The 24,172-nt window shown below is 71.9% G+C and carries 23 protein-coding genes and 3 tRNA genes; 21 read left to right on the plus strand and 5 right to left on the minus strand.

Features of this window, described 5'->3' with window-relative positions:
• Positions 1 to 3 precede the first annotated feature (3 nt).
• The gene (locus tag C7474_RS01645) at positions 4 to 1,005 is read right to left on the minus strand and encodes a LacI family DNA-binding transcriptional regulator (RefSeq protein ID WP_199692341.1); all 1,002 of its coding nucleotides are present in this window, start codon (positions 1,003 to 1,005) and stop codon (positions 4 to 6) included.
• Positions 1,006 to 1,093: 88 nt separating this feature from the next.
• On the opposite strand from C7474_RS01645, the gene C7474_RS01650 reads away from it, so the two are divergent.
• The 4 genes from C7474_RS01650 to C7474_RS01665 all read left to right on the plus strand — a co-directional run bounded on the left by C7474_RS01650 (position 1,094) and on the right by C7474_RS01665 (position 6,257).
• Entirely contained in the window at positions 1,094 to 1,498 is a 405-nt protein-coding gene (locus C7474_RS01650; RefSeq protein ID WP_241965049.1) for an L-rhamnose mutarotase, read from the plus strand.
• Positions 1,495 to 2,661 (plus strand): L-rhamnose isomerase, encoded by a 1,167-nt coding sequence (gene rhaI / locus C7474_RS01655; protein ID WP_121057057.1) that lies wholly within the window; start codon positions 1,495 to 1,497, stop codon positions 2,659 to 2,661. The genes C7474_RS01650 and rhaI overlap by 4 nt, the downstream gene beginning before the upstream one ends.
• 43 nt (positions 2,662 to 2,704) lie before the next feature.
• Entirely contained in the window at positions 2,705 to 4,741 is a 2,037-nt protein-coding gene (locus tag C7474_RS01660; protein ID WP_121057059.1) for a bifunctional aldolase/short-chain dehydrogenase, read from the plus strand.
• 76 nt (positions 4,742 to 4,817) lie between these two features.
• Positions 4,818 to 6,257 (plus strand): rhamnulokinase, encoded by a 1,440-nt coding sequence (locus C7474_RS01665; RefSeq protein ID WP_121057061.1) that lies wholly within the window; start codon positions 4,818 to 4,820, stop codon positions 6,255 to 6,257.
• Between the two features lie 159 nt (positions 6,258 to 6,416).
• Here the strand turns inward: C7474_RS01665 and C7474_RS01670 are convergent.
• The 3 genes from C7474_RS01670 to C7474_RS01680 form a co-directional block, all read right to left on the minus strand.
• A tRNA-Phe gene (locus C7474_RS01670) sits at positions 6,417 to 6,489 on the minus strand.
• Positions 6,490 to 6,554: 65 nt separating this feature from the next.
• Positions 6,555 to 6,628 (minus strand) — tRNA-Asp (locus tag C7474_RS01675).
• 28 nt (positions 6,629 to 6,656) lie between these two features.
• Positions 6,657 to 6,729: transfer RNA gene (locus C7474_RS01680), tRNA-Glu, on the minus strand.
• A gap of 204 nt (positions 6,730 to 6,933) precedes the next feature.
• Here C7474_RS01680 and C7474_RS01685 point away from each other — a divergent pair.
• On the plus strand, positions 6,934 to 8,334 hold the full coding sequence (locus C7474_RS01685; RefSeq protein ID WP_422385773.1) for a M23 family metallopeptidase: 1,401 nt from the start codon (positions 6,934 to 6,936) through the stop codon (positions 8,332 to 8,334).
• A 73-nt stretch (positions 8,335 to 8,407) separates the two neighbouring features.
• Here C7474_RS01685 and ppa read toward each other — a convergent pair whose 3' ends face one another.
• Positions 8,408 to 8,941: an inorganic diphosphatase gene (ppa, locus tag C7474_RS01690; RefSeq protein WP_121057065.1), complete on the minus strand. Its 534-nt coding sequence runs from the start codon at positions 8,939 to 8,941 to the stop codon at positions 8,408 to 8,410.
• A gap of 181 nt (positions 8,942 to 9,122) precedes the next feature.
• Between ppa and tilS the strand changes: the two genes are divergently transcribed.
• From tilS to cls, 16 genes are all read left to right on the plus strand, one after another.
• A complete protein-coding gene (gene tilS, locus C7474_RS01695) occupies positions 9,123 to 10,109 on the plus strand; it encodes a tRNA lysidine(34) synthetase TilS (protein ID WP_121057067.1) in 987 nt (328 codons plus the stop codon).
• Positions 10,110 to 10,163: 54 nt separating this feature from the next.
• A complete protein-coding gene (hpt, locus tag C7474_RS01700; protein WP_121057069.1) occupies positions 10,164 to 10,715 on the plus strand; it encodes a hypoxanthine phosphoribosyltransferase in 552 nt (183 codons plus the stop codon).
• Positions 10,716 to 10,807: 92 nt separating this feature from the next.
• On the plus strand, positions 10,808 to 12,817 hold the full coding sequence (gene ftsH / locus C7474_RS01705; protein WP_121057071.1) for an ATP-dependent zinc metalloprotease FtsH: 2,010 nt from the start codon (positions 10,808 to 10,810) through the stop codon (positions 12,815 to 12,817).
• A 9-nt stretch (positions 12,818 to 12,826) separates the two neighbouring features.
• The gene (gene folE, locus C7474_RS01710; protein WP_121057073.1) at positions 12,827 to 13,426 is read left to right on the plus strand and encodes a GTP cyclohydrolase I; all 600 of its coding nucleotides are present in this window, start codon (positions 12,827 to 12,829) and stop codon (positions 13,424 to 13,426) included.
• Positions 13,423 to 14,307, plus strand: coding sequence for a dihydropteroate synthase (folP, locus tag C7474_RS01715; protein WP_121057075.1), 885 nt, complete (start codon positions 13,423 to 13,425; stop codon positions 14,305 to 14,307). Before folE ends, folP begins: the two co-directional genes overlap by 4 nt.
• Positions 14,304 to 14,675, plus strand: a complete 372-nt coding sequence (folB, locus tag C7474_RS01720; protein WP_121057078.1) for a dihydroneopterin aldolase — start codon at positions 14,304 to 14,306, stop codon at positions 14,673 to 14,675. The genes folP and folB overlap by 4 nt, the downstream gene beginning before the upstream one ends.
• The gene (gene folK, locus C7474_RS01725; protein ID WP_121057079.1) at positions 14,672 to 15,217 is read left to right on the plus strand and encodes a 2-amino-4-hydroxy-6-hydroxymethyldihydropteridine diphosphokinase; all 546 of its coding nucleotides are present in this window, start codon (positions 14,672 to 14,674) and stop codon (positions 15,215 to 15,217) included. Before folB ends, folK begins: the two co-directional genes overlap by 4 nt.
• On the plus strand, positions 15,214 to 15,702 hold the full coding sequence (locus C7474_RS01730; protein WP_121057081.1) for a DUF3180 domain-containing protein: 489 nt from the start codon (positions 15,214 to 15,216) through the stop codon (positions 15,700 to 15,702). The genes folK and C7474_RS01730 overlap by 4 nt, the downstream gene beginning before the upstream one ends.
• Positions 15,650 to 16,342, plus strand: a complete 693-nt coding sequence (locus C7474_RS01735) for a PH domain-containing protein (RefSeq protein ID WP_121057082.1) — start codon at positions 15,650 to 15,652, stop codon at positions 16,340 to 16,342. Before C7474_RS01730 ends, C7474_RS01735 begins: the two co-directional genes overlap by 53 nt.
• Positions 16,343 to 16,352: 10 nt before the next feature.
• Positions 16,353 to 17,999: a PH domain-containing protein gene (locus C7474_RS01740; RefSeq protein WP_121057084.1), complete on the plus strand. Its 1,647-nt coding sequence runs from the start codon at positions 16,353 to 16,355 to the stop codon at positions 17,997 to 17,999.
• Positions 17,996 to 18,700 carry a Rossmann-like and DUF2520 domain-containing protein gene (locus C7474_RS01745; RefSeq protein ID WP_121057086.1) on the plus strand — a complete coding sequence of 235 codons (705 nt, stop codon included), beginning with the start codon at positions 17,996 to 17,998 and terminating at the stop codon, positions 18,698 to 18,700. The genes C7474_RS01740 and C7474_RS01745 overlap by 4 nt, the downstream gene beginning before the upstream one ends.
• Positions 18,697 to 19,440, plus strand: a complete 744-nt coding sequence (locus C7474_RS01750; protein ID WP_121057088.1) for a formylglycine-generating enzyme family protein — start codon at positions 18,697 to 18,699, stop codon at positions 19,438 to 19,440. The genes C7474_RS01745 and C7474_RS01750 overlap by 4 nt, the downstream gene beginning before the upstream one ends.
• A gap of 150 nt (positions 19,441 to 19,590) precedes the next feature.
• Positions 19,591 to 21,126 carry a lysine--tRNA ligase gene (lysS, locus tag C7474_RS01755; RefSeq protein WP_121057090.1) on the plus strand — a complete coding sequence of 512 codons (1,536 nt, stop codon included), beginning with the start codon at positions 19,591 to 19,593 and terminating at the stop codon, positions 21,124 to 21,126.
• A 91-nt stretch (positions 21,127 to 21,217) separates the two neighbouring features.
• Positions 21,218 to 22,360, plus strand: a complete 1,143-nt coding sequence (locus tag C7474_RS01760; protein ID WP_121057092.1) for a DUF4192 family protein — start codon at positions 21,218 to 21,220, stop codon at positions 22,358 to 22,360.
• Between the two features lie 47 nt (positions 22,361 to 22,407).
• Positions 22,408 to 22,599 carry a hypothetical protein gene (locus tag C7474_RS01765; protein WP_199692342.1) on the plus strand — a complete coding sequence of 64 codons (192 nt, stop codon included), beginning with the start codon at positions 22,408 to 22,410 and terminating at the stop codon, positions 22,597 to 22,599.
• A gap of 73 nt (positions 22,600 to 22,672) precedes the next feature.
• Positions 22,673 to 24,127 (plus strand): cardiolipin synthase, encoded by a 1,455-nt coding sequence (cls, locus tag C7474_RS01770; protein ID WP_121057848.1) that lies wholly within the window; start codon positions 22,673 to 22,675, stop codon positions 24,125 to 24,127.
• The last annotated feature ends 45 nt before the right edge of the window (positions 24,128 to 24,172 follow it).

Genomic DNA, 24,172 nt, shown 5'->3' on the forward strand with positions numbered 1-24,172 from the left:
TCCTCAGCTACCCGCGGTCGAGGCGCGCACGACGAGCTCGGGCGTGAACTCGACGTGCTCCGCGGGAGCGCCGGCATCCATCGCGAGCAGCAGGTCGACGGCGGTCGCGCCGATCGCGGCAGCGGGCTGGCGGATCGAGGTGAGCGGCACGACCGCGGCGGCGGCGAAGTCGATGTCGTCGTAGCCGATGAGCGCGATGTCGTCGGGCACGCGCGCGTCGCCGGTCATCACGAGGCTCTGCAGGATGCCGAGGGCGACGAGGTCGTTCGCCGCAAACACGGCCCGCGGACGCTGCGCCCGCGGCCGCGCCAACAAGCGGCGACCGACGGCGCGCCCCGCCTCGACGGTGAGCGCGTCGGTCGGCAGGTGCTCGAGTTCGGCTCCCGGCTGCGCGTCGACCGCGTGTTGCGCACCACGACGGCGGTCGGCGACCTGGCGCAGCGTGAGCGGTCCGCCGGCGAACGCGAGCCGCCGGTGCCCGAGGGCCAGCAGATGCGCCGCGGCGACGCGTCCGCCCTCGACGTCGTCGACGGCGACCGACGAGAGCTGCGGATCGTCGGAGGTGCGGTCCACGAGCACCGCGGGGATGCCGTGATCACGCAGCCGGGCGAGCCGGTCGGTCGTGTCGCCGGTGGGGGTGACGAGCATGCCGCGCACCCGCTGCTGCTCGAACAGATCGAGGTGCGCGGCCTCGCGTTCGGGTTGCTCGTCGCTGCCGGCGACCAGGATGCTGAGCCCCTCGGTCGCCGCGCGCTGCTCGGCGCCGCGGGCGACATCCGTGAAGAACGGGTTGCGCAGGTCGAGAACGACGAGGCCGATCGCCCGGCTGCGTCCGGCTCGCAGCTGACGGGCGGCGTCGTTGCGCACGAACCCCAGCTCGGCGATGGCGGCCTGCACGCGTTCGACCGTGGCGGCCGACACCTTGTCGGGTCGGTTGAGCACGTTCGAGACCGTGCCCACCGAGACGCCCGCGTGCTGGGCGACGTCCTTGACGCTCACGGCCACCGACTGCTCCTGATCTGGCTCGATGCCACCGCGCTTGACGCGGGCGCATCGCCAGACTACGGTATTAATCGATTCATTGAATCGTTTCATGTTCTGTTCGCATCCCACCCACAACGGAGTGATCGGTCCCATGCGCGTCGCCTTCCAGCTGCAGGTCGTCCCCGAGCTGCTCGACGAGTACGTCGCCCGCCACAGCCCCGTCTGGCCCGAGATGCTCGCCGAGATCGCCGCCTCCGGCCGACGCAACTACTCGCTGTTCCTCGGCGACGGCGGGCGCCTGTTCGGCTACTACGAGACCGACGACGACGCGGCGGCCCAGGCCTACCTCGCGGCATCCGAGGTCGCGGAACGCTGGGAGGCCGAGATGGGGCGCTTCTTCGTCGACCTCGGCGGCCGCCCCGACCAGGCCGCGACCCCGCTCACCGAGATCTTCCACCTGCACGACCAGCTGGCGGCGACCGCCGCCACCGACACCGAAAGCACCGCATCATGACGACGCTGTCCCCTGAGACCCTGTCCGCCCTGGAGTTGCAGGGGATCGAGTTGCCGTCGTGGGCGTTCGGCAATTCGGGGACGCGGTTTCGGGTGTGGTCGACGGCGGGGACGCCGCGGGATGTGTTCGAGAAGGTCGCGGATGCGGCGAAGGTCAACGAGTTCACGGCACTGGCCCCGTCGGTGGCGTTGCACATCCCGTGGGACAAGACCGACGATTACGCGGCGTTGCGCGGGTATGCGGAGGGTCTGGGGGTGAAGCTCGGGACGATCAACTCGAACACGTTCCAGGACGAGGACTACAAGTTCGGTGCGCTCACGCATCATGATGACCGGATCCGTCGGAAGGCGATCGATCATCACCTGGAGTGCATCGACATCATGGATGCGACGGGGTCGCGGGATCTGAAGATCTGGCTCGCGGAGGGGTCGAACTATCCGGGTCAGATGGACATGCGTGCCCGGCAGGACCGGTTGGCGGACTCGTTGCAGCAGATCTACGCCCGCCTGGGCGACGATCAGCGCCTGGTGCTCGAGTACAAGTTCTTCGAGCCGTCGTTCTATCACACCGACGTCCCGGACTGGGGGACCAGTTACGCGCAGGTCGCCGCGCTGGGGGAGAAGGCGCTGGTGTGTCTGGACACGGGGCATCACGCGCCGGGGACGAACATCGAGTTCATCGTGATGCAGCTGCTGCGCCTCGGCAAGCTCGGGTCGTTCGATTTCAATTCCCGTTTCTACGCGGACGATGACCTGATCGTGGGGGCGGCCGACCCGTTCCAGCTGTTCCGCATCCTCGTCGAGGTGGTGCGCGGGGGCGGGCTGAACAACCCGGATGTCGCGTTCATGCTCGACCAGTGCCACAACGTCGAGGACAAGATCCCGGGGCAGATCCGTTCGGTGTTGAACGTGCAGGAGATGACCGCCCGCGCGCTGCTCCTGGACCGTGACGCGTTGGATGCCGCGCAGGCTGCGAACGACGTGCTCGGCGCGCAGGCGGTGTTCATGGACGCGTTCTCCACCGACGTGCGCCCCGCCCTCGCCGAATGGCGGCGCTCCCGCGGGCTGCCCGCCGACCCGATGGCCGCGTACGCCGCATCCGGCTACCAGCAGCACATCGCCGCCACCCGCACCGGCGGCACCCAAGCCGGCTGGGGCGCCTGACCCGCGCATCCGCACCCAGACACACACGAGGAACGAAGAACCGATGACCAACCCGACCGCCGCCGAACTGATCGCGCGCAGCAACCGCCTGGGCGCCGACCCGAAGAACACGAACTACGCCGGCGGCAACACTTCCGCCAAGGGCACCGACACCGACCCGGTGACCGGCGAGCCCGTCGAGCTGCTGTGGGTGAAGGGCTCCGGCGGCGACCTCGGCACGCTGAAGCCCGAGGGCCTCGCCGTGCTGCGGCTCGACCGCATGCGCGCGCTCGTCGACGTGTATCCCGGCGTCGACCGCGAGGACGAGATGGTCGCCGCGTTCGACTACTGCCTGCACGGCAAGGGCGGGGCGGCCCCGTCGATCGACACCGCCATGCACGGCCTGGTGGATGCGGCTCACGTCGACCACCTGCACCCCGACAGCGGCATCGCGATCGCCACCTCCGCCGATGGGCCCGAGCTGACGCAGCGCATCTTCGGTGACAAGGTCGTGTGGGTGCCGTGGCGTCGCCCGGGGTTCCAGCTGGGGCTCGACATCGCCGAGATCAAGGCGCAGAACCCGCAGGCGATCGGCACGATCCTCGGCGGGCACGGCATCACGGCGTGGGGCGAGACGAGCGAGGAGGCCGAACACAACTCCACCACCATCATCGACACGGCTGCCGAATACATCGAGGAACACGGCAAAGCCGACCCGTTCGGAGGAGTTCGGGACGGCTTCGAGGCGCTGCCCGATGCCGAGCGGCACGCCCGCGCGGCCGCTCTGGCCCCCACCATCCGGGGCCTCGCGTCGACGGACAAGCCGATGGTCGGCCACTACACCGACGCCGACATCGTTCTGGAGTTCCTGGCGTCCGAGAAGGCGCCCGCCCTCGCCGCCCTCGGCACGAGCTGCCCCGACCACTTCCTGCGCACGAAGGTGAAGCCGCTGATCCTCGACCTGCCGGCATCCGCGTCGGTCGACGAGCAGATCGCGCGGCTGCACGAGCTGCATCAGGCATACCGCGCCGACTATCAGGCCTACTACGACGCACACGCCGACGCCTCGAGCCCCGCCATCCGCGGCGCCGACCCGCTCATCGTGCTCGTCCCCGGCGTCGGGATGTTCAGCTACGGCGCGAACAAGCAGACCGCGCGGGTCGCGGGGGAGTTCTACGTCAACGCGATCAACGTCATGCGCGGCGCGGAGGCGCTGTCGACCTACACACCCATCTCGGATGCCGAGAAGTTCCGCATCGAGTACTGGGCGCTCGAAGAGGCGAAGCTGCAGCGCATGCCGAAGCCCAAGACGCACCAGGGACGCATCGCGTTCGTCACCGGCGCCGCTTCCGGCATCGGCAAGGCCATCGCGACGCGCCTCGCCGCCGAGGGCGCGTGCGTCGTCGTCGCCGACCTCGATGCCTCGAAGGCGCAGGCCGCCGCGGCCGAGCTCGGCAACACGGATGTCGCGATCGGCGTCGCCGCGAACGTCGCCGACGCCGCGGGCGTGCAGGCCGCGATCGACGCGACGCTGCTCGCGTTCGGCGGCATCGACCTCGTCGTCAACAACGCGGGGCTCTCGCTCAGCAAACCGCTGCTGGAGACCACCGAGAAGGACTGGGACCTGCAGCACGACGTCATGGCGAAGGGGTCGTTCCTGGTGTCGAAGGCGGCGGCGAAGGCTCTGATCGAGCAGAAGCTGGGCGGGGACGTCATCTACATCTCGTCGAAGAACTCCGTCTTCGCCGGCCCCAACAACATCGCGTACTCGGCGACGAAGGCCGACCAGGCCCACCAGGTGCGGCTGCTCGCGGTCGAGCTCGGTGAGCACGGCGTCCGCGTCAACGGCATCAACCCCGACGGCGTGGTGCGCGGCTCGGGCATCTTCGCCGCCGGCTGGGGTGCCAACCGCGCCGCGACCTACGGCGTCAAGGAAGAGGACCTCGGCCAGTACTACGCCAACCGCACGATCCTCAAGCGCGAGGTCGTGCCCGAGAACGTCGCCGACGCCGTGTACGTGCTCACCGGACCCGAGCTGAGCCGCACGACGGGTCTGCACATCCCGGTCGACTCCGGCGTCGCGGCGGCGTTCCTGCGATGAGCCACGGCAGTTCGCGAGGGGTCGCGACACGCCGAGGGCCGGCGGGGCGAGACCGCGTGTCGCGACCCCTCGCGGGATGCGGGAGCAGCCGGTGAGCGGCGGCACCGTCGCGGCCGTCGACCTCGGGGCGACGAGCGGGCGCGTCATCGTCGGACGCGTCGGCGCCGACGTGCTCGAGACGACGCCGGTGGCGCGGTTCGCGAACGACCCGGTGCGCGTCGGCGACGGTCTGCACTGGGACATCCTGTCGCTGTACCGCGCCGCCCTCGGCGGCTTGCGCGAGGCCGTCCTGGCCCACCCCGACATCGCGAGCATCGGCATCGACTCGTGGGCCGTCGACTACGCGCTGCTGCGCGGCGGGCGGATGCTGGGCGACCCGTTCCACTACCGCGACGAGCGCACGGCGCACGGCGTCGCCGCCGTGCACGCGCGGATGCGGCACGCGGAGCTGTTCGAGCGCAACGGGCTGCAGTTCCTCCCGTTCAACACGCTGTACCAGCTCGCCGCCGAAGACCGGGCACTGCTCGATGTCGCCGACACGGCGCTGCTCGTACCCGACCTCATCGCGTCGTGGCTCACCGGGCAGAACCGCGCCGAGCTGACCAACGCGTCCACAACGGGGCTGCTGCGGGTGCTCGACGGCACCTGGGACGACGCCCTCATCGCGGCGCTCGGCCTGCCGCGAGGGCTCTTCCCCGAGCTCATCGCCCCCGGCGACCGGCTCGGGGCGCTGCGCCCCGACGTCGCCGCCGCGCTCGGCGCCCGCAGCGACCTCGGCGTCACCGCCGTCGGCTCGCACGACACCGCCTCGGCCGTCGTCGCCGTGCCGATGCGCGCGGATGCCGCCGCCTACATATCGTGCGGCACGTGGGGGCTCGTGGGCGTCGAAGTCGACCGACTCGTGCTCACATCGGAGGCACTGCACGCGAACTTCACGAACGAGGGCGGCGTCGACGGGCGCGTGCGGCTGCTCCACAACGTCATGGGGCTGTGGGTGCTGAGCGAGGCCGTGCGCGGGTGGGAGCGCGGCGGCCACGCCGTCGACCTCCCGACGCTGCTCGATTCCGCCGCGGAGGTGCCGGCATCCGCGGTGCCCGTGTTCGACGTCAACGACCCCCGCTTCCTGCCGCCCGGCGACATGCCGGCCCGCATCGACGCCTGGTGCGCCGAGCACGACCTCGCCCCGCCCCGCACCCGCGCCGAGTACACGCGCTCGATCGTCGAGTCGCTCGCGCAGGCCTTCGCGGATGCCGTCCGTGAGGCGGCCCGCATCGGCCGCGTCGACGTGCGCACGATCCACATCGTCGGGGGAGGGGCGCTCAACGAGCTGCTCTGCCAGCGCACCGCCGACCGCGCCGGGATGCCGGTGCTCGCCGGCCCGGTCGAGGCGACGGCGCTCGGCAACGTGCTCGTCCAGGGCCGCGCCGCCGGGTTCGTGTCCGGCTCGCTCGAGGCGCTGCGCGACCTCGTCGCCCGCACCCATCCGCCGCGCCGGTACGAGCCGACGGCGGGCTGACCGGGCGCCCCGGGCACGGCTCGGGGCGTTTCGACTCGCTTCGCTCGCTCAACGACCGGGGGCGCTTGCTCGACGCCGGAGGGCGCCGGGGAAAAGCAAAACCCCCGCCATGTAGAAGCTAGGCGAGGGTTTCTGGGACCGTTGTAACGACGGTCCGTGTGGCTCCGACGGGCGTCGATCCCGTGACCTCACGATTTTCAGTCGTGCGCTCTACCAACTGAGCTACAGAGCCGCATGGCGCGAAGGCCATGCCCTAAACGAAGAGCCCTCTGAAAACAAAGGGCTCGTCGCTCGGAGCGACCCTGACGGGACTTGAACCCGCGACCTCCGCCGTGACAGGGCGGCACGCTAACCAACTGCGCTACAGGGCCATGCTTGTTTAGTTGTATCTGGTGCGAGTGACCCCAACGGGATTCGAACCCGTGCTACCGCCGTGAAAGGGCGGCGTCCTAGGCCGCTAAACGATGGGGCCGAGCGAACCCGGGGGCTCACGCTTACCGAGGGTCAAGCATACGTGGTTCTGCACCGAATGCGAAATCGAGGGCGCGCCGCCGGGCCGAACGCCCGCCGCGGGAGGAGGATGGCCGCCGGGCGGTGTCGGAATCGGCCCCTGGGAAAACGCTGATCATGTTGTTAGTGTGAAAGAAGTGAAGTCCGCGAACGGAAGGCCCCCCGCGTGCGCAAGGACCTGCTCACCCCGGTAGACGACTGCGGCTGCGCCCCCACACCAGCCGAGATGCAGGAGTTCTCCCGGGGCCGGCTGCTCTCCCGCCGAGGCGCGATCGCCCTCGGCGCGTTCGGCGTGGCCGCCGGCGGCTTCCTGATCGCGCAGCCCGCCTGGGCCGCCCTCCCCGGCTACCCGTCGTGGGACGACGTGCAGCGCGCCAAGAACAACGAGTCGGCCAAGAACGCCGAGATCGGCCGCATCCAGAACCTCATCCAGCAGATGCAGGCCGATGTCGCGGCCAAGCAGGCGCTCGCCGAGCAGCTCGCCGGCGAATACGCGCAGGCCCAGCTCGACTTCGAGGCCGCCGCCGAGCGCGCCGAGCAGCTGCAGCAGCAGGCCGACGCCGAATCGGCGAAGGCGGATGCCGCTTCGCAGAAGCTCGGCAAGCTCGCCGCGCAGCAGTACCGCAACGGCGGCGACGACGCGGCCCTCGACCTGTTCTTCTCCGGGTCGGCGGCCTCCGCCGACGACCTGCTGGCGCGACTGGGCACGATGGACCAGCTCGTCGTCGCCAACCGCAGCGTCTACACCGAGGCCGTCGCCGCCCGCGACAACGCGAAGAACCTCAGCAACCAGGCGCAGGTGGCGCGCGACGAGCGCGACCGGCTGCAGCGCGAGGCCGAGGCGAAGATGGTCAAGGCGCAGGATGCCGCGACCGCCGCCCAGGCCGCGCTCGACAACCAGACCGCGAACCTCGCGACCCTCCAGGCGCAGCTCGCCGCCCTCCAGGACACGACCGCCAAGACGGTCGCCGCCTATCAGGCGGGCGTCGAGGAGGAGCGTCGCCGCGAGGAGGAGCGCAAGCGCCGGGAACGCGAAGAGGCCGCGCGACGCGCCGCCGAGGCGGCGGCAGCGGCTGCGGCGGCCGCAGCGGCCGCCGGCAACGGTGGCGGAGGCAGCAGCAGCGGCGGCGACGCCGGGCAGGTGAAGCCCTCCGGCTGGGTGCGGCCCGGCTACGGCGGCATCTCGTCGTGGTTCGGCACGCGCGGCACGATCTGCGGCAACGGCTACTGCACCACCTCGGGTCACCGCGGCATCGACTTCGCCGGCGGATGCGGATCGCCCATCTTCGCGGCCAACTCCGGGCGCGTGATCTGGGCGGGCTACCTCGACTCGTGGGGAAACTACATCAAGATCGACCACGGCGGCGGGCTCGTCACCGCCTACGCCCACATCCGCAGCGGCGGCTACGCGGTCGGCTACGGCGCGAACGTCGGCGCCGGGCAGACGATCGCCTACGTCGGCTCGACGGGTGCGTCCACCGGCTGCCACCTGCACTTCGAGGTGTGGCAGAACGGCGTGCGCATCGACCCGGCGCCGTTCCTGCGCGCCCGCGGCATCTCGGTCTGAGCCGCGACCCCTGCAACGACGAAGGTCCGGATGCCGTGGCATCCGGACCTTCTCAGTCTCGGGGGAGCGACGCTCAGAGCGTGTTGGGCGCTTCGCCCTCACCCTGCGTGGCGGTCTCGCCGTCGTGCTCCTGGAAGCGCACGAACGCCTCGGACACCAGGCGCTCGGCCTCGGCGGCATCCGCCCACTCGTCGACCTTGACCCACTTGCCGGGCTCGAGGTCCTTGTAGTGCTCGAAGAAGTGGTTGATCTCGTTCTTGGTCCACTCGTCGACGTCGCCGACGTCCTGGATGTGGCCCCAGCGCGGGTCCTTGGCGAGCACCGCGACGACCTTGTCGTCGCCGCCGGCCTCGTCGGTCATCTTCAGCACGCCGACCGGGCGCACCTTGGCGAGGATGCCGGGGGCGAGGTCGTGGTCGAGCAGCACGAGCACGTCGAGCGGGTCGCCGTCCTCGCCGAGCGTGTTCTCGAAGAAGCCGTAGTTCGCGGGGTAGCCCATCGGCGTGTAGAGGATCCGGTCGAGGAACACGCGGCCGGTGCCGTGGTCGACCTCGTACTTGATCTTGCTGTTGCGCGGGATCTCGATGACGGCGTCGTACGCGCCCATGCTGGTGCTCCTTCTGAAAGCTGCGGGAATTCCGCCGACCAGCCTAGTCGCGGGCGGCCGTCCACAACTCCGGAGATTCCGCGCCATCACCCCGAGGTGCCCGCACCACGCCGCGGGGCGGCCCGCCCGGCCGCCCGGATCTCCGGAGTTGCGGACGCGGCGACGTCGGTACCGTGGGCGTATGCCGCACCGCCCGAGCCTGGACCCCGCCGTCGCCGAGATCCGCCGCGCCGTGCGCGCCGCGCTCGAGGACGTCGACGGCCCCGTGCTCGTCGGGCTCTCCGGGGGTGCCGACTCCCTCGCCCTCGCCGCCGCCGTCGCCTTCGAGGCGCCGAAGGCCGGGGTCCCGGCCACCGCGGTCGTCGTCGACCACGGCCTGCAGGAGGGGTCGGATGCCGTCGCCTCCCGAGCCGCCGAGGTGGCGCAGCGGCTGGGGCTCCTCGCCCGCGTCGTGCGCGTCGAGGTCGGCACCGAGGGAGGCCCGGAGGCCGCGGCCCGCGACGCCCGCCGCGCCGCGCTCAGCGCCGCCGCCCGTGAGGCCGGCGCCACCGCCGTGCTGCTGGCCCACACCCTCGACGACCAGGCCGAGACGGTGCTGGCGGGCCTCGCCCGCGGCTCTGGTGCGCTGAGCCTGGCGGGCATGGCGCCCGACCGCGAGGACGGCGGGCTCCGGTGGCTGCGTCCCCTGCTCGGGGTGCGCCGTGCCGCGACGCGCGCCGCCTGCACCGCGCAGGACCTGCCGCCGTGGGACGACCCGCACAACCTCGACCGCCGGTTCCTGCGGGTGCGCGTGCGGCAGGACGTCATGCCGCTGCTGGAGACCGAGATCGGCCCGGGCGTCGCCGAGGCGCTCGCCCGCACCGCCGAGCAGCTGCGGGAGGATGCCGAGGCTTTCGCCGAGATGATCGAGGAGACGATCGAAGACATCGTCGAGCACGCCGAGGCCGGCATCTCGGTGTCGGCGCCGGCGCTCGCCGCGAACCCCGCGGCCCTGCGCCACCGCATCATCCGACACGTGGTCGCGAGCGAGTTCGGTGTCTCACTGACCCGGCCGCAGACCCTCGAGGTCGCCCGCCTCGCCGTCGACTGGCGCGGTCAGGGGCCGATCGACCTGCCGGGATGCAGCGCCCGCCGCACCGGCACGCGCATCGTCTTCACCGCCGGCTGAGTTCTCCCGGCATCCACCCGGGACGCGCGCCGCGCTCCCGCCTAGACTCGTCCCATGCGCGCGGCCGACATCTCCGACCAGCTCACCAGCGTCCTCGTCACCGAGGAGCAGATCCACGACAAGCTCGCCGAGCTCGCCGCCCGGGTCGACAGCGACTACGAGGGCAAGGAACTCATCCTCATCGGCGTGCTCAAGGGTGCGGTCATGGTGATGGCCGACTTCGCCCGCCAGCTGCAGCGCGACATCACGATGGACTGGATGGCGGTCTCGTCGTACGGCGCCGGCACCAAGTCCAGCGGCGTCGTGCAGATCCGCAAGGACCTCGACACCGACCTGCACGGCAAGCACGTGCTCATCGTCGAGGACATCATCGACTCCGGTCTCACCCTCAGCTGGCTGCTCGAGAACTTCGCCTCCCGCGGTGCGGAGTCGATCGAGGTGCTCGCGCTGCTGCGCAAGCCGGAGGCCGCGAAGGTCGAGATCGACTGCCGCTACGTCGGCTTCGACATCCCGAACGACTTCGTCGTCGGATACGGACTCGACTACGCCGAGCGCTACCGCAACCTGCGCGACGTCGCCGTGCTCGCGCCCCACGTCTACAGCTGACGGCATCCGCGTACCGGGGCCGACCGGCGGCGGTACGCCTGCAACGAACGCACAGTCGGGGCACAGTCCGCGCGCGATAGCCTGTGCGGACCATGGATTTCAAGAAGCTCGCGCGCAACCCGTTCGTGTACGTGGTGCTCATCGGGGTGCTGCTGCTGCTCGGCATGACGCTGATCAACAGCCTGGGCGGCGCCAAGCAGGTCTCCACGCAGGAGGGTCTCGAGCTGCTGGGGGGCGACACCGTCACCGAGGTCGTCAACACCGACGGTGACCAGCGCGTCGACCTGACCCTGTCGAGCCCGTACGAGGGTGCCGACCAGGTGCAGTTCTACTACGTCGACGCCCGCTCGAGCGAGGTCGTCGACGCCATCAACGCCGCCGCTCCGTCCGACGGCTTCAACGACGTCGTCCCGCGACCGGGCTGGTTCGAGGGTCTGCTGTCGATCCTGTTCCCGCTGCTGCTGCTGGGTCTGCTCTTCTGGTTCTTCTTCTCCGCCGCGCAGGGCGGCAACAGCCGCGTGATGCAGTTCGGCAAGTCGCGGGCCAAACTCGTCACGAAGGAGACCCCCACGGTCACCTTCGCGGATGTCGCCGGCTCCGACGAGGCCATCGAGGAGATGCAGGAGATCAAGGACTTCCTCAAGGACCCGACGAAGTTCCAGGCCGTCGGCGCCCGCATCCCGAAGGGTGTGCTGCTGTACGGCCCTCCCGGAACCGGAAAGACGCTGCTGGCCCGCGCCGTCGCGGGTGAGGCGGGCGTGCCGTTCTACTCGATCTCCGGCTCGGACTTCGTGGAGATGTTCGTCGGCGTCGGCGCGAGCCGCGTGCGCGACCTGTTCAACCAGGCCAAGGAGAACGCCCCCGCGATCATCTTCATCGACGAGATCGACGCCGTCGGCCGTCACCGCGGCGCCGGTATGGGCGGCGGTCACGACGAGCGCGAGCAGACGCTCAACCAGATGCTCGTCGAGATGGACGGCTTCGACCCGAAGGAGTCGGTGATCGTCATCGCGGCGACCAACCGTCCCGACATCCTCGACCCGGCGCTGCTGCGCCCGGGCCGTTTCGACCGTCAGATCGGCGTCGACGCCCCCGACCTGAAGGGCCGCCAGCGCATCCTCGAAGTGCACGGCCGCGGCAAGCCGCTCTCGCCCTCGGTCGACCTGTCGGTCATCGCCCGCAAGACACCCGGGTTCACGGGTGCCGACCTCGCGAACGTCCTCAACGAGGCCGCCCTGCTCACCGCCCGCTCGAACGCGCAGCTCATCGACATGCGCGCGCTCGACGAGGCCATCGACCGCGTCATCGCCGGTCCGCAGCGTCGCACCCGTGTCATGAAGGACAAGGAGAAGCTCATCACCGCGTACCACGAGGGCGGTCACGCCCTCGCCGCCGCGGCGATGAACCACACCGACCCGGTGACGAAGATCACGATCCTCCCGCGCGGCAAAGCGCTCGGCTACACGATGGTGCTGCCGCTGGAGGACAAGTACTCCGTCACCCGCAACGAGCTGCAGGACCAGCTGGCCTACGCGATGGGCGGGCGCGTCGCCGAGGAGATCGTCTTCCACGACCCCACCACCGGCGCGAGCAACGACATCGAGAAGGCCACCGGCATCGCCCGCAAGATGGTCACCGAGTACGGCATGACGACGGATGTCGGTCCGGTCAAGCTCGGCTCGTCTTCGGGTGAGGTCTTCATGGGCCGCGACATGGGTCACGGCCGCGATTTCTCCGAGCGGGTCGCCGAGCGCGTCGACGTGCAGGTGCGCGCCCTCATCGAGCAGGCGCACGACGAGGCCTACCGGGTGCTCAACGACAACCGCGACGTGCTCGACCGCCTCGCGCTCGCCCTCCTCGAGAAGGAGACACTCGACCACCTCGAGCTCGCCGAGATCTTCAAGGACGTCCGCAGGCTCCCGCCGCGCCCGCAGTGGCTCTCCAGCGAGCAGCGCCCCGTCTCGACGCTGCCGCCGGTCGACGTGCCGGTGCGCGCCGAGGTCGGTGTCGCCGCGAGCACCGAGGCCGAGGACGCGCCCGCCGCGAAGACGGCTCCCGCCCGCCGTCCGTCGACCGGGCAGGCGCGGCCGGCGACCGCGTAGGCTCGGGACGTGGCCATCGATCGTGACCGCGTCGCCGCCGCCGTACGCGAGCTGCTCGAGGCGATCGGGGAGGATCCCGACCGTCCGGGGCTGAAGACCACGCCGACGCGGGTGGCCGACCTGTACGCCGAGTTCTTCGCCGGCGTCGGGCAGGATGCCGCCGCACCGCTCGCGCACACCATCTCGGTGACGCGGGGGCCTGCGCCCGAGACGCTGCCCTCCGGGGCGGTCATGCTGCGCGACATCCGCTTCCGGTCGGTGTGCGAGCACCACCTGCTGCCGTTCGCGGGACGCGCGCACATCGCGTATCTGCCGGGCGAGGAGGTCGTGGGCCTGGGCGCCCTGCCGCGCGTCGTCGACGTGCTCGCCGCACGCCCGCAGGTGCAGGAGCGACTCGGCGAGCAGATCGCCGACATGATCGCGGGCTCCCTCGACACCCGGGGCGTGCTCGTCGTGCTCGACGCCGCGCACCAGTGCGTCACGATGCGCGGCGGCCGTCAGCCCGACACCTCGACGGTGACCATCGCCGCCCGCGGCGCGCTCGCCGAGCCCGCCGGCCGCGCCGAGATCATCGCCCTCCTCACGAGCGCCCACGGCGGTGCCGCATGACCCTGATCATGGGGATCGTCAACGTCACCCCCGACTCGTTCAGCGACGGCGGGCGCTTCCTCGACGCGGATGCCGGGGCCGCGCACGGGCGGGCGCTGCGCGCGTCCGGCGCGCAGCTGCTCGACGTCGGCGGCGAGTCCACGCGTCCCGGCGCCGCGCGCGTCGACCCCGCCCTCGAGCGCGACCGCGTGCTGCCCGTGATCGCCGCGCTCGCCGGGGACGGCGCCGTGGTCAGCGTCGACACCATGAACGCGGACACCGCGGTCGCTGCCGTCGCCGCGGGAGCGCGCGTCGTCAACGACGTCTCCGGGGGCCTCGCCGACCCCGAGATGCTCGTCGCCGTCGCCCAGACCGACGCCGATGTCGTGCTGCAGCACTGGCGCGGGCACTCCGCCGACATGTACGCGCACGCGTCATACGGCGACCTGCGCGACGAGCTGGTCCGCGAGCTCGACGGGCGGATCGCCGCGGCCGTCGCCGCCGGCATCGCCCCGGAGCGCATCGTCGTGGACCCGGGCATCGGCTTCGGCAAGCGCGGCGCCCAGAACTGGCAGGCGCTGCGCGCGCTCGACGCCGTCGCCGCGCTCGGCCACCGGATGCTGGTCGGCACGAGCCGCAAGCGGTTCCTGGCCGAGACCCTCGCCACCGCGGACGCGGCCGTCGGTTCCGCACTGCCCTCCGGCGTCGCCGCCGCGGACGCGGCCGTCGTGTCCGAACAGCGCCGTGACCTCGCGACGGCCGTGACGAGTGTGCTGGCCGCGCAGGCCGGCGCCTGGGCCGTGCGCGTGCACGACGTCGCCGCGACGCGCGACGCGCTCCGCATTCTCGCGGCGTGGGACGGCGCGGACCGGCCCGCCCCGGAAGGAGCGACCACGCGATGACCGACCTCATCACGATCACCGGCATCCGCGCGGTCGGATATCACGGCGTCTACGACCACGAACGGCGCGACGGGCAGGAGTTCGTCGCCGACCTCGTGCTCGAGCTCGACCTCTCCCGCGCGGCCGACACCGACGACGTCGCCGACACCGTGCACTACGGCGAGGTCGCCGAGAGGGTGGCCGCGATCCTCAGTGGCGAGCCCGTGAACCTGCTCGAGCGCCTCGCCGCCCGCATCGCCGACGCGGTGCTGACCGAGTGCCCCCTCGTGCGGGCCGTGACCGTGACGGTGCACAAGCCGCAGGCGCCGATCCCGGTGCCGTTCGGCGACGTGAGCGTCGCCGTGCGCCGCGAACGGAGCCGCGCATGAACCGGCGGCTCGCGCAGGGGATCGACGAGGTCGCGCGCGCCCCCGAGCGCGAGAGCGCATCCGTCGTCGTCGCCCTCGGCGCGAATCTCGGCGACCGCGCCGAGGCGATCCGCGCCGCCCTCGCCGAGCTCGACCGGCTGCCGCTGACCCGCGTCACCGCGGCGGCGGAGCCGATCGAGACGGTCGCCGTCACCCTCGCCGGGCCGGATGCCGACGCGCCGGCGTACCTGAACACCGTCGCGCTGCTGCAGACGCGGCTCGCGCCGTCGGTGCTGCTGGACTACCTGCACGCCGTCGAGGCCCGCCACGGCCGGGTGCGCCGCGAGCGCTGGGGCGACCGCACGCTCGACCTCGACCTCATCGCGTACGGCGACGTGCGCTCCGACGATCCCGCGCTGCTGCTCCCGCATCCGCGTGCCGCGGAGCGCGTTTTCGTGCTCGACCCGTGGGTGCGGATCGACCCGGATGCGGTGCTGCCGGGCGTCGGACGCGTCGCCGACCTGCGCGCCGCCCTCGAGGACGCCCCCGGAGGGACCCCGTGAAGCGCACCGGTGCCGGCGTGATCGTCGGCTCGGCGATCGCCGGGCTGCTGATCGGCTTCGTCGTCGACCAGCTGCTCACCTCCAACGCCCGGCCCACCTTCACTCCCTCGCTCGCCCTGCCGGTGCTGCTGGTCATCCTCGCCGTCGGGATCGTGCTGCTCGCCCTGCCCATCCGCCGCGCCACCCGGGGCGGCTCCCGCCCCGTCGACCCGTTCCGGGCCGTGCGCGTGGTCATGCTCGCCAAGGCCGCCAGCATCGTCGGCGCCGTCGTCGCCGGGATCGGCGGCGGACTTCTGTCGTTCCTCCTCACCCGACCGGTCGCCCCCTCGTTAGGCTCGACGGGAGCGGTGATCGCCGCGCTCGTCGCCGGCGCGGTGCTGACCGCCGCGAGCCTCTACGCCGAGCACCTGTGCACCATTCGGAAGGACGACGATGACGACCAGCCCGGACCCGAAGAGCCCGGACTCGGCTACTCCCACGACTGAGCCGGCTGTGGCCGAGGAGGTCGCGGCCGCGGATGTCCCCGCTCGGGCCGCCACCGATGTCCCCGTATCCGCGGCGGAACCCGCACCCGCCGATCGGAGTCCGGCTCCCGACGCGGTGCTCGACGACGGCACATTCCCGCGCCTCGTCGAACCACGCAGCGAGAACCGGCTCGCGCTCGACGGCGCGTGGCACCAGGTGGCCCCGCAGTACGTCACCGTGCAGTTCATCTCCACCGGCGCGGTGCTGCTGATCGCGGTCGCCGCCGCCCTCGTCGCCGCGCTCGTCTGGCACCTGCTCTGGGTGTGGATCCCGGCGGGCATCCTCGCCGTGATCCTCGTCTGGACCCTCGCGATCCTGCCGCGGCAGGCCCGCTCCATCGGCTACCGCCTGCGCCGCGACGACCTCGTCTTCCGGCGCGGCATCCTGTGGCAGCGGGTCGTCGCCGTGCCGTACGGACGGATGCAGCTCGTCGACATCACGCACGGCCCCCTCGACCGCGGCTTCGGCATCGCCCAGCTCAAGCTCGTCACCGCGGCCGCCGCGACCGGTGTCACGATCCCGGGTCTGAAGCAGGCCGCCGCCGAGCAGCTGCGCGACACCCTCATCGACGTCGCGGAGTCGCGGCGCACCGGACTGTGACGGCCGGCCGATGAGTCTCCCGCCCCCGAACCCGGACGAGCGCGTGTCCGCGCCGGCGCCCGAGCCGGCCGCCGCCGATCCCGCCGCGCCGGCCCCCGTACCGCCCGCGCTCGTGCGCTCTCCGCTGAGCGACGGCGAATGGCACCGCCTGCATCCGCTCACCCCGCTGCTGCGCGGCGGGCTGTTCCTCATCGTCGTGATCGGCATCGTCGTCGCCAACTTCCGCGACCGGCTCATCGAGGGACTGTTCCCCTGGATGCTGCCGAGCGACTGGGACGAGTACGCGGCCGAGAGCGACCCCGTCGACTACGTGCTCTCGCACGACCTGCTGCTGATCGCGCTGCTCGCCGTGGCGGGCGTGCTCATCGTGCTGCTCGTGCTGTTCTGGCTGTCGTGGCGCGTGCACACGTTCCGCATCACGGGTGACGACGTCGAGGTGCGCAGCGGCGTGCTGTTCCGCACCCACCGTCGCGCGCCGCTGGACCGTGTGCAGGGCGTCAACCTCACCCGCCCGATGGTCGCGCGCCTGCTCGGCGCCGCGAAGCTCGAGGTCGTCGGCGCCGGACTCGACGCGAACGTCAAGCTCGAGTACCTCTCGACCGCCAACGCCGAGGCGGTGCGCGCCGACATCCTGCGCCTCGCCTCCGGTCGGCAGCTGGGCGAGGCGGCGGCTGCGCGTGCGGCGCCCGGATCGCGCACGCAGGCGGCCGTCGCCACCCTCGGCGCGGGTCTTCACGGGCTCATCGACGGGGCCGAGGCCCCCGTCGCCGAGCCGGACTCCGTCGTCCACATCCCCACCGGGCGCGTCATCGCCGCGCAGCTGCTGTCGGGGTCGACGCTCTGGCTGCTGTTGCTCGTCGGCTTCCTCGTCGCGGGGTCCATCTACGGAACGCCGTGGGTGCTGTTCTCGATCGTCCCGACGATCATCGGTTTCGGCACCTACTGGTTCCGGCAGATCACGAAGGCGCTGCGCTACGCGATCGCGCCGACGCCCGCCGGCATCCGCGTCACGTTCGGCCTGTTCACGACGATCACCGAGACGCTGCCACCGGGCCGCATCCACGCCGTCGAGGTGTCGCAACCGCTGCTGTGGCGCGGGCTCGGATGGTGGCGCATCCGCGTGAACCGTCTCTCCGGACGATCGGCGACGGATGCCGCGACCGAGCAGTTCTCCGACGTGCTCCCTGTCGGCACCCAGGCCGACGCCGAGCGCGTGCTGCGCCTCGTGCTGCCCGGACTCCCGGCCGCCGAGCTCGACGCCCTATTCCCGCAGGGCGTGCTCGGCCCCACCGGCTCGGACGGCTACGAGACGACTCCGCGGCGCGGGCGCTGGCTGCGTCCGCTGTCGTGGCGGCGCAACGGCTTCCGCGTGACATCCGACGCGCTGCTGCTGCGCTCGGGCGTGCTGCGCCGCGCCCTCGTCCTGCTGCCGCTGGCGAGGCTGCAGTCCGTGCGGATCAGCCAGGGACCGATCGACCGCGCGCTCGACGTCGCGAACCTCACCGGCCACACCGTGCTCGGGCAGGTGTCGGGCACGCTCGGCATCCTCGACCGCACCGCCGCGCAGCAGGCGTGGGCGCAGGTCGCCGCCGGGGCCGTCGCCGCCGCCGCGACCGACCGATCGCACCGTTGGGACGCGGCGGAGGAGCCGTCATGATCCGCAGTGGGCGCCTGGGCGTCGGCGTCATCGGCGCCGGGCGCGTCGGGCCGGTGATCGCGGCCGCGCTCGGCGGTGCGGGCCACGCCCTCACCGGCGTCACCGCCGGCAGCGACCCCGACCGCGTCGAGGCCGTGCTGCCGGGTGTGCCGGTGCTCGACGCCGACGAGGTCGTCCGTCGCAGCGAGCTCGTCATCCTCGCCGTCCCCCACGGAGAGCTGCCGGGGCTGGTGGCCGGGCTCGCCGACCTCGGTGCGTGGCAGGCCGGTCAGCTCGTGCTGCACACCGACCCCGCCCACGGCATCGGTGTGCTCGCCCCGGCCGCGCGACAGGGTGCCATCCCGCTCGCCGTGCACCCGGCGATCACGTTCACCGGCACCTCGATCGATCTGCGGCAGCTCGCCGGCGCGTACGCGGCCGTCACCGCCCCCGGCGCGGTGCTGCCCATCGCCCAGGCGCTCGCCGTCGAGCTCGGCTGCGAGCCGATCGTCGTCGCCGAGGACGACCGCGCCGCGTACGGGGAGGCGGTCGCGACGGCGACGGAGTTCTCCGCCTCGATCGTGCGGCAGGCCGCGCGGCTGCTCGAGGATGCCGGCGTTCCGGCGCCGGGCCGCTTCCTCGCGCCGCTCGTGCACTCGACCCTCGAGCGGGCCCTCGTCGAGGCGGGGCAGGGCGCGCCCGACGACGACGATCTGCCGTGACCGACGTCGAACTCGCCGCGCTGCCCGCCGGCAGCGTCGTGCTGCACGACGCCCGCCGCCGCATGCGCCGCACCGTTCACCTCGAGCCGTTCGAGCTCGGGGTCTACCCGGTCACCGAAGAGCTGCTCGCCGAACTGCTCGGCGTCGCCGCGTCGCATCCCCGGCGCCCCGCCGTCGACGTGTCGTGGCAGCGCGCGGTGCGGCTGTGCAACGCGCTGTCGGAGTGGGAGGGACTCGACCCCGCCTACCGCGTCGACGGCGAGGAGGTGACCTGGCACGTGGACGCCGACGGCTACCGGCTCCCGACCGAAGCGGAGTGGGAGTACGCGTGCCGCGCCGGGTCGACCGGCGCCCACTACGGCCCGCTCGCGGAGGTCGCCTGGACCGCGGCCGACGGCGTGCGCACGCCGCAGGACGTCGGCGGACGGCATCCGAACCTCTTCGGCCTCTTCGACACCCTCGGCAACGTCTGGGAGTGGTGCTGGGACCTGCTCGACCCGCTGCGGTACGGCGACTACCGCGTCTTCCGCGGCGGCGGCTTCGCCGACGACGCGTGGAGCGTGCGGGCCGGCACGCGCCGCGGCGGCGGTCCGCGCATGCACCACGACGACGTCGGGCTGCGGGTCGCGCGCGGCGGGTTCGACGCCCGCGACGCCGCCCAGGGTTGGTCGCTCGCCGCCGACCGCGCCCGCGCCCTCGACGACGCCCCGCTCCCACCCGGCTGGACCCCCCTGCGCTGAGCCGCGCGTCGGGTCGTTCCTGTCGCGAATGGTCGGCATCCGCGGCGGAAACCCGCCGTTCGTGACGGGAACGCCGGGGTCTGCGCCGCCCGGCGGGCGTGCAGGCGCGGCTCGGTAGAATCGGGGGTCGACCCCGAGGAGCCTCCCACCATGACCGACGCGCCCGTCACCGCGCCCGCCTCCGAGGCATCCGCCTCCGAGCTCGAGGACGTCTTCGAGCAGAAGGCCGTCCGGCTCGCCAAGCGCGAGCGCCTGCTCGCCGAGCGCGTCGACGCCGCCGGCGGCGCCTACCCCGTGCGCGTGCCCGTCACCGACACGATCCCCGCCCTGCGTGCGCGGTACGCCGACCTCGAAGCCGGCGCCGAGACCGGGGTGACGGCATCCGTCGCGGGTCGGATCGTGTTCAGCCGCAACACCGGCAAGCTCTGCTTCGCCGCGCTGCAGGCCGGCGACGGCAGCCGCATCCAGGCGATGGTGTCGCTCGCCGAGGTGGGCGAGGAGTCGCTGCAGGCGTGGAAGGAGCTCGTCGACCTCGGCGACCACGTCTCGGTGACCGGTCAGGTCATCTCCAGCCGCCGGGGCGAGCTGTCGATCATGGTCACCGACTGGGCGATCGCCGCGAAGGCGCTGCTGCCCCTGCCGAACCTGCACTCCGAGCTGAGCGAGGAGTCGCGGGTGCGCTCGCGCTTCCTCGACCTCATCGTGCGCGACACGGCGCGCGAGACGGTCGTGGCGCGCGCGAAGGTCAACGCCTCGCTGCGCGCGACGTTCGCGGCGCACGACTTCCTCGAGGTCGAGACGCCCATGCTGCAGGTGCAGCACGGCGGCGCCGCCGCCCGTCCGTTCGTGACGAACTCCAACGCGTTCGACACCGACCTCTACCTGCGCATCGCGCCCGAGCTGTTCCTCAAGCGCGCCGTCGTCGGCGGCATCGACCGGGTGTTCGAGATCAACCGCAACTTCCGCAACGAGGGCGCCGACTCCACGCACAGCCCCGAGTTCGCGATGCTCGAGGCCTACCAGGCCTACTCCGACTACCACGGCATCGCCGACCTCACCCAGGAACTCATCCAGCAGGCGGCGGTCGCCGTCGCCGGATCGACGACTGTGACATGGGCCGACGGCACCGTGTACGAGCTGGGCGGCGACTGGGATCGCATCTCGATGTACGACTCCCTCTCGGATGCGGCCGGCCGGGAGATCACGCCGGCCACCGGTCTGGAGGAGCTGAAGGCGCTCGCCGCCGAGGCCGGGGTCGAGGTGCCCGAGAAGATCGCGACGCACGGCAAGCTCGTCGAAGAGCTGTGGGAGCACTTCGTCAAGGGCGGCCTCGAGCGTCCGACGTTCGTCATGGACTTCCCGCTCGACACGTCGCCGCTCGTCCGCGAGCACCGCACGATCCCGGGGGTCGTGGAGAAGTGGGACCTGTATGTGCGCGGCTTCGAGCTGGCCACCGGCTACTCCGAGCTCGTCGATCCCGTCATCCAGCGCGAGCGCTTCGTCGAGCAGGCGGCCCTGGCCGCGCGCGGTGACGACGAGGCCATGCGCGTCGACGAGGAGTTCCTCCGCGCGCTCGAGCACGGCATGCCCCCGACGGGCGGCATGGGCATGGGCATCGACCGGCTCATGATGGCCATCACGGGCCTCGGCATCCGCGAGACGATCCTCTTCCCGCTGGTCAAGTAGTCTTCCTCCCCATGTGCGGCTTCGGGTGACCGCACCCGCGCTGGGGAGATCGGCCGTCCCACGCGGATGCCGGAGCCGCCACGGTCGGGGCATGACCACCATCGTGAAGGCCGCCGGCGCGGCCGACTTCCTCGCCCTCGTCCCGCATCTGCTCGGCTACACCGCGGTCCGCAGCGTCGTGCTCGTGCCGATGCAGGCGGGACGCAGCCTCGGCGCGATGCGCCTCGATCTGCCCGCGGACGACACCCCCACGGTGGACGCGTTCGCCTCGACGGCGCTGGGGCTGCTCTGCCGCATCCCCGGCGCCGACGCGTTCCTCGCCGTCGTCTACACCGACGCGTCGTTCGGGTCGGCGCCGCCCGGCCGCGAGGTCGCGTCCGCCCTCAGGCGGCAGGCGTCGTCGACCGGGCTGGCGCTGGTCGACACGCTCGTCGTCGCCGCCGACGGGTGGGGGTCGCTGGACGATGCCGCACTCCCGCCCGGCGGCCGGCCGCTCTCCGAGATCGTCACCCGACACACCGACGCCCTCCCCGAGACCGCGCGCGACTGCGCGGGCGACCAGGGCAGCGGCGCCGTCCTGCCGACGCATTCGGCGGCGGATCGCCGTCGGGTCGGCGCCGCGCTGCGGTCGCTGCGCACGTCGCTCGAGCTGCTGTGCGGCATCCCGGGCGGGCCGCGCGCCGAGCGCGTCGACCCCGCCGCGCTCGAGGCGGCGTGCGAGCTCGACGACCTGCCGCGCCTGTTCGAGCGCGCGCTCGCGTGGGACCCCGAAGACCTCGCGCCCATGGACGTCGCCCTGCTGGGCTGGTGCCTGTCACGCCCGTCGCTGCGGGACATCGCCCTGGTGCAGTGGGCCGGCGACATCGTCGACGGTGAGGACGCGATGACCGCGCAGCACCGGTGGGAGGAGGGCGAGGACTACCCGCCCGACCTCGCCGCCGTGATGTGGGGCGAGGGCGACCGGCCGGATGCGGCAAGGCTCGAGCGCGCGCTCGCCCTCGGCCGTCAGGTCGCCGCCCTCGTCTCCCGACGCCAACGGCCCGGTCCGCTGGCCGTGTGCGCCTGGCTGTCGTGGGCGCTGGGGCGCTCGACCCACGCCGAACGGTACGCGCAGCTCGGCCAGGAGATCGATCCCGAGCACGGGCTGTGCGACATCGTCCGCTCGTTCGTCGCCGCGGGGCATCTCCCCGACTGGGTCTTCCGGCGCCGGCCCGGCATCCCGGTGCGCACCTGAGCGATGTCACCGGTCGGCGGCCCTCCGCGGCCACGTACGATGGAGGCATGGACTCGTACTGGACCGCCGTCGTCTGGTCGCTCCTGCCCACCGTCGTCGTGCTCGGGCTGTTCGTCTACGTGCTGCGCTCGATCCTGCGCATGGACCGCAGCGAGCGCCGCGTCTACGCGAAGATCGAGGCCGAGGAGCGCGCCAAGCGCGGTCTGCCGCCGGTCTCGGGTGACGCTGCCGGGCGCTGACCCCCTCGCCCGCTACGCTGGGGCGGAACTGACGGGGGTAGGCGTGGACGCGACGGTGGAGGAGCCGGGCTGGCTGCTGGAGATCGTCGCGTGGTGGCCCGTCGCGGTGCTCGTCACCGACATCATCATCCGCATCCTCGCGATCATCTTCGTGCCGCGCAACCGCCGCCCCACGGCGGCGATGGCGTGGCTGCTGGCGATCTACTTCATCCCGTTCATCGGGGTGCTGCTGTTCCTGCTCATCGGCAACCCGCGCCTGCCGCGCAAGCGCCGCAAGAAGCAGAACCAGATCAACGACTACATCCGCACCACCAGCCACGGCCTCGACTTCGGCACCCTGCGCCCCAACGCGCCGGCCTGGTTCACCTCGATCGTGCGCCTGAACCGCAACCTCGGTGCCATGCCGATCGCCGGCGACAACGGTGCGACGCTGATCTCCGACTACGAGCAGAGCATCGCCGCGATGGCCGCCGAGATCCGCAAGGCCGAGCAGTACGTCCACGTCGAGTTCTACATCCTGCAGTCCGACAAGACGACCGACGACTTCTTCCGCGCCCTCGAGGAGGTCGCCGCACGCGGTGTCGTGGTGCGTGTGCTGCTGGACCACTGGGCCAACCGCGGCAAGCCGTTCTACCGCAAGACGAAGAAGCGACTGCAGGCGATGGGGGCGCAGTGGCATCTGATGCTTCCGGTGCAGCCTCTGCGCGGGAAGTACCAGCGCCCCGACCTGCGAAACCACCGCAAGCTCCTCGTCGTCGACGGTGTCGTCGCCTTCACCGGATCGCAGAACGTCACCGACTCCACCTACAACCTCAAGAAGAACATCAAGCGCGGCCTGCACTGGGTCGACATGATGGCGCGGCTCGACGGCCCGATCGTGGCCTCGGTCAACGCCGTCTTCCTCAGCGACTGGTACGCCGAGACCAACGAGGTCGTCGAGGGGATCGAACTGTTCGAGCTGGGCGCCGGCACCGGCGATCTCGACTGCCAGATCGTCCCGTCCGGGCCGGGGTTCGAGTTCCAGAACAACCTCAAGCTGTTCATGGCGCTGCTGTTCGCCGCGCAGCGCAAGATCAACATCGTCAGCCCCTACTTCGTCCCCGACGAAGCGCTGCTCACGGCGATCCAGACCGCGTGTCAGCGCGGCATCGAGGTCGAGCTGTTCGTCTCCGAAGAGGGCGATCAGGCGATGGTCTACCACGCGCAGCGCAGCTACTACGAGGCGCTGCTGCGCGCGGGTGTGCGCATCTGGCTGTACGAGAAGCCCTTCATCCTGCACTCGAAGTCGATGTCCATCGACGACGAGACCGCCGTGATCGGCTCGAGCAACATGGACATGCGCTCGTTCGGTCTCAACCTCGAGATCACGCTGCTCGTGCGCGGTGAGGAGTTCGTGCGGCAGCTGCGCGCCGTCGAAGACGAGTACCGCTCCCGGTCTCGCGAACTCACCCTCGACGAGTGGATGCGGCAGCCGCTGCGTTCCACCGTGCTCGACAACCTGGCGCGCCTCACCTCCGCCCTCCAGTAGCCAGGGGGTTTCCCGGCTGCGGGCGACGGCGGATGCGGGAGAATC

The sequence above is a fragment of the Microbacterium telephonicum genome, assembly GCF_003651225.1.
Classification (GTDB): domain Bacteria; phylum Actinomycetota; class Actinomycetes; order Actinomycetales; family Microbacteriaceae; genus Microbacterium; species Microbacterium telephonicum.

Coding starts and splice junctions, on each gene's coding strand:
- C7474_RS01650 (WP_241965049.1), top strand. CDS start 1,094: ATGTTCTGTTCGCATCCCACCCACAACGGAGTGATCGGTCCCATGCGC.
- rhaI (WP_121057057.1), top strand. CDS start 1,495: ATGACGACGCTGTCCCCTGAGACCCTGTCCGCCCTGGAGTTGCAGGGG.
- C7474_RS01660 (WP_121057059.1), top strand. CDS start 2,705: ATGACCAACCCGACCGCCGCCGAACTGATCGCGCGCAGCAACCGCCTG.
- C7474_RS01665 (WP_121057061.1), top strand. CDS start 4,818: ATGCGGGAGCAGCCGGTGAGCGGCGGCACCGTCGCGGCCGTCGACCTC.
- ppa (WP_121057065.1), bottom strand. CDS start 8,941: ATGGGCGCGTACGACGCCGTCATCGAGATCCCGCGCAACAGCAAGATC.
- tilS (WP_121057067.1), top strand. CDS start 9,123: ATGCCGCACCGCCCGAGCCTGGACCCCGCCGTCGCCGAGATCCGCCGC.
- hpt (WP_121057069.1), top strand. CDS start 10,164: ATGCGCGCGGCCGACATCTCCGACCAGCTCACCAGCGTCCTCGTCACC.
- ftsH (WP_121057071.1), top strand. CDS start 10,808: ATGGATTTCAAGAAGCTCGCGCGCAACCCGTTCGTGTACGTGGTGCTC.
- folP (WP_121057075.1), top strand. CDS start 13,423: ATGACCCTGATCATGGGGATCGTCAACGTCACCCCCGACTCGTTCAGC.
- folB (WP_121057078.1), top strand. CDS start 14,304: ATGACCGACCTCATCACGATCACCGGCATCCGCGCGGTCGGATATCAC.
- folK (WP_121057079.1), top strand. CDS start 14,672: ATGAACCGGCGGCTCGCGCAGGGGATCGACGAGGTCGCGCGCGCCCCC.
- C7474_RS01735 (WP_121057082.1), top strand. CDS start 15,650: ATGACGACCAGCCCGGACCCGAAGAGCCCGGACTCGGCTACTCCCACG.
- C7474_RS01740 (WP_121057084.1), top strand. CDS start 16,353: ATGAGTCTCCCGCCCCCGAACCCGGACGAGCGCGTGTCCGCGCCGGCG.
- C7474_RS01745 (WP_121057086.1), top strand. CDS start 17,996: ATGATCCGCAGTGGGCGCCTGGGCGTCGGCGTCATCGGCGCCGGGCGC.
- lysS (WP_121057090.1), top strand. CDS start 19,591: ATGACCGACGCGCCCGTCACCGCGCCCGCCTCCGAGGCATCCGCCTCC.
- C7474_RS01760 (WP_121057092.1), top strand. CDS start 21,218: ATGACCACCATCGTGAAGGCCGCCGGCGCGGCCGACTTCCTCGCCCTC.
- C7474_RS01765 (WP_199692342.1), top strand. CDS start 22,408: ATGGACTCGTACTGGACCGCCGTCGTCTGGTCGCTCCTGCCCACCGTC.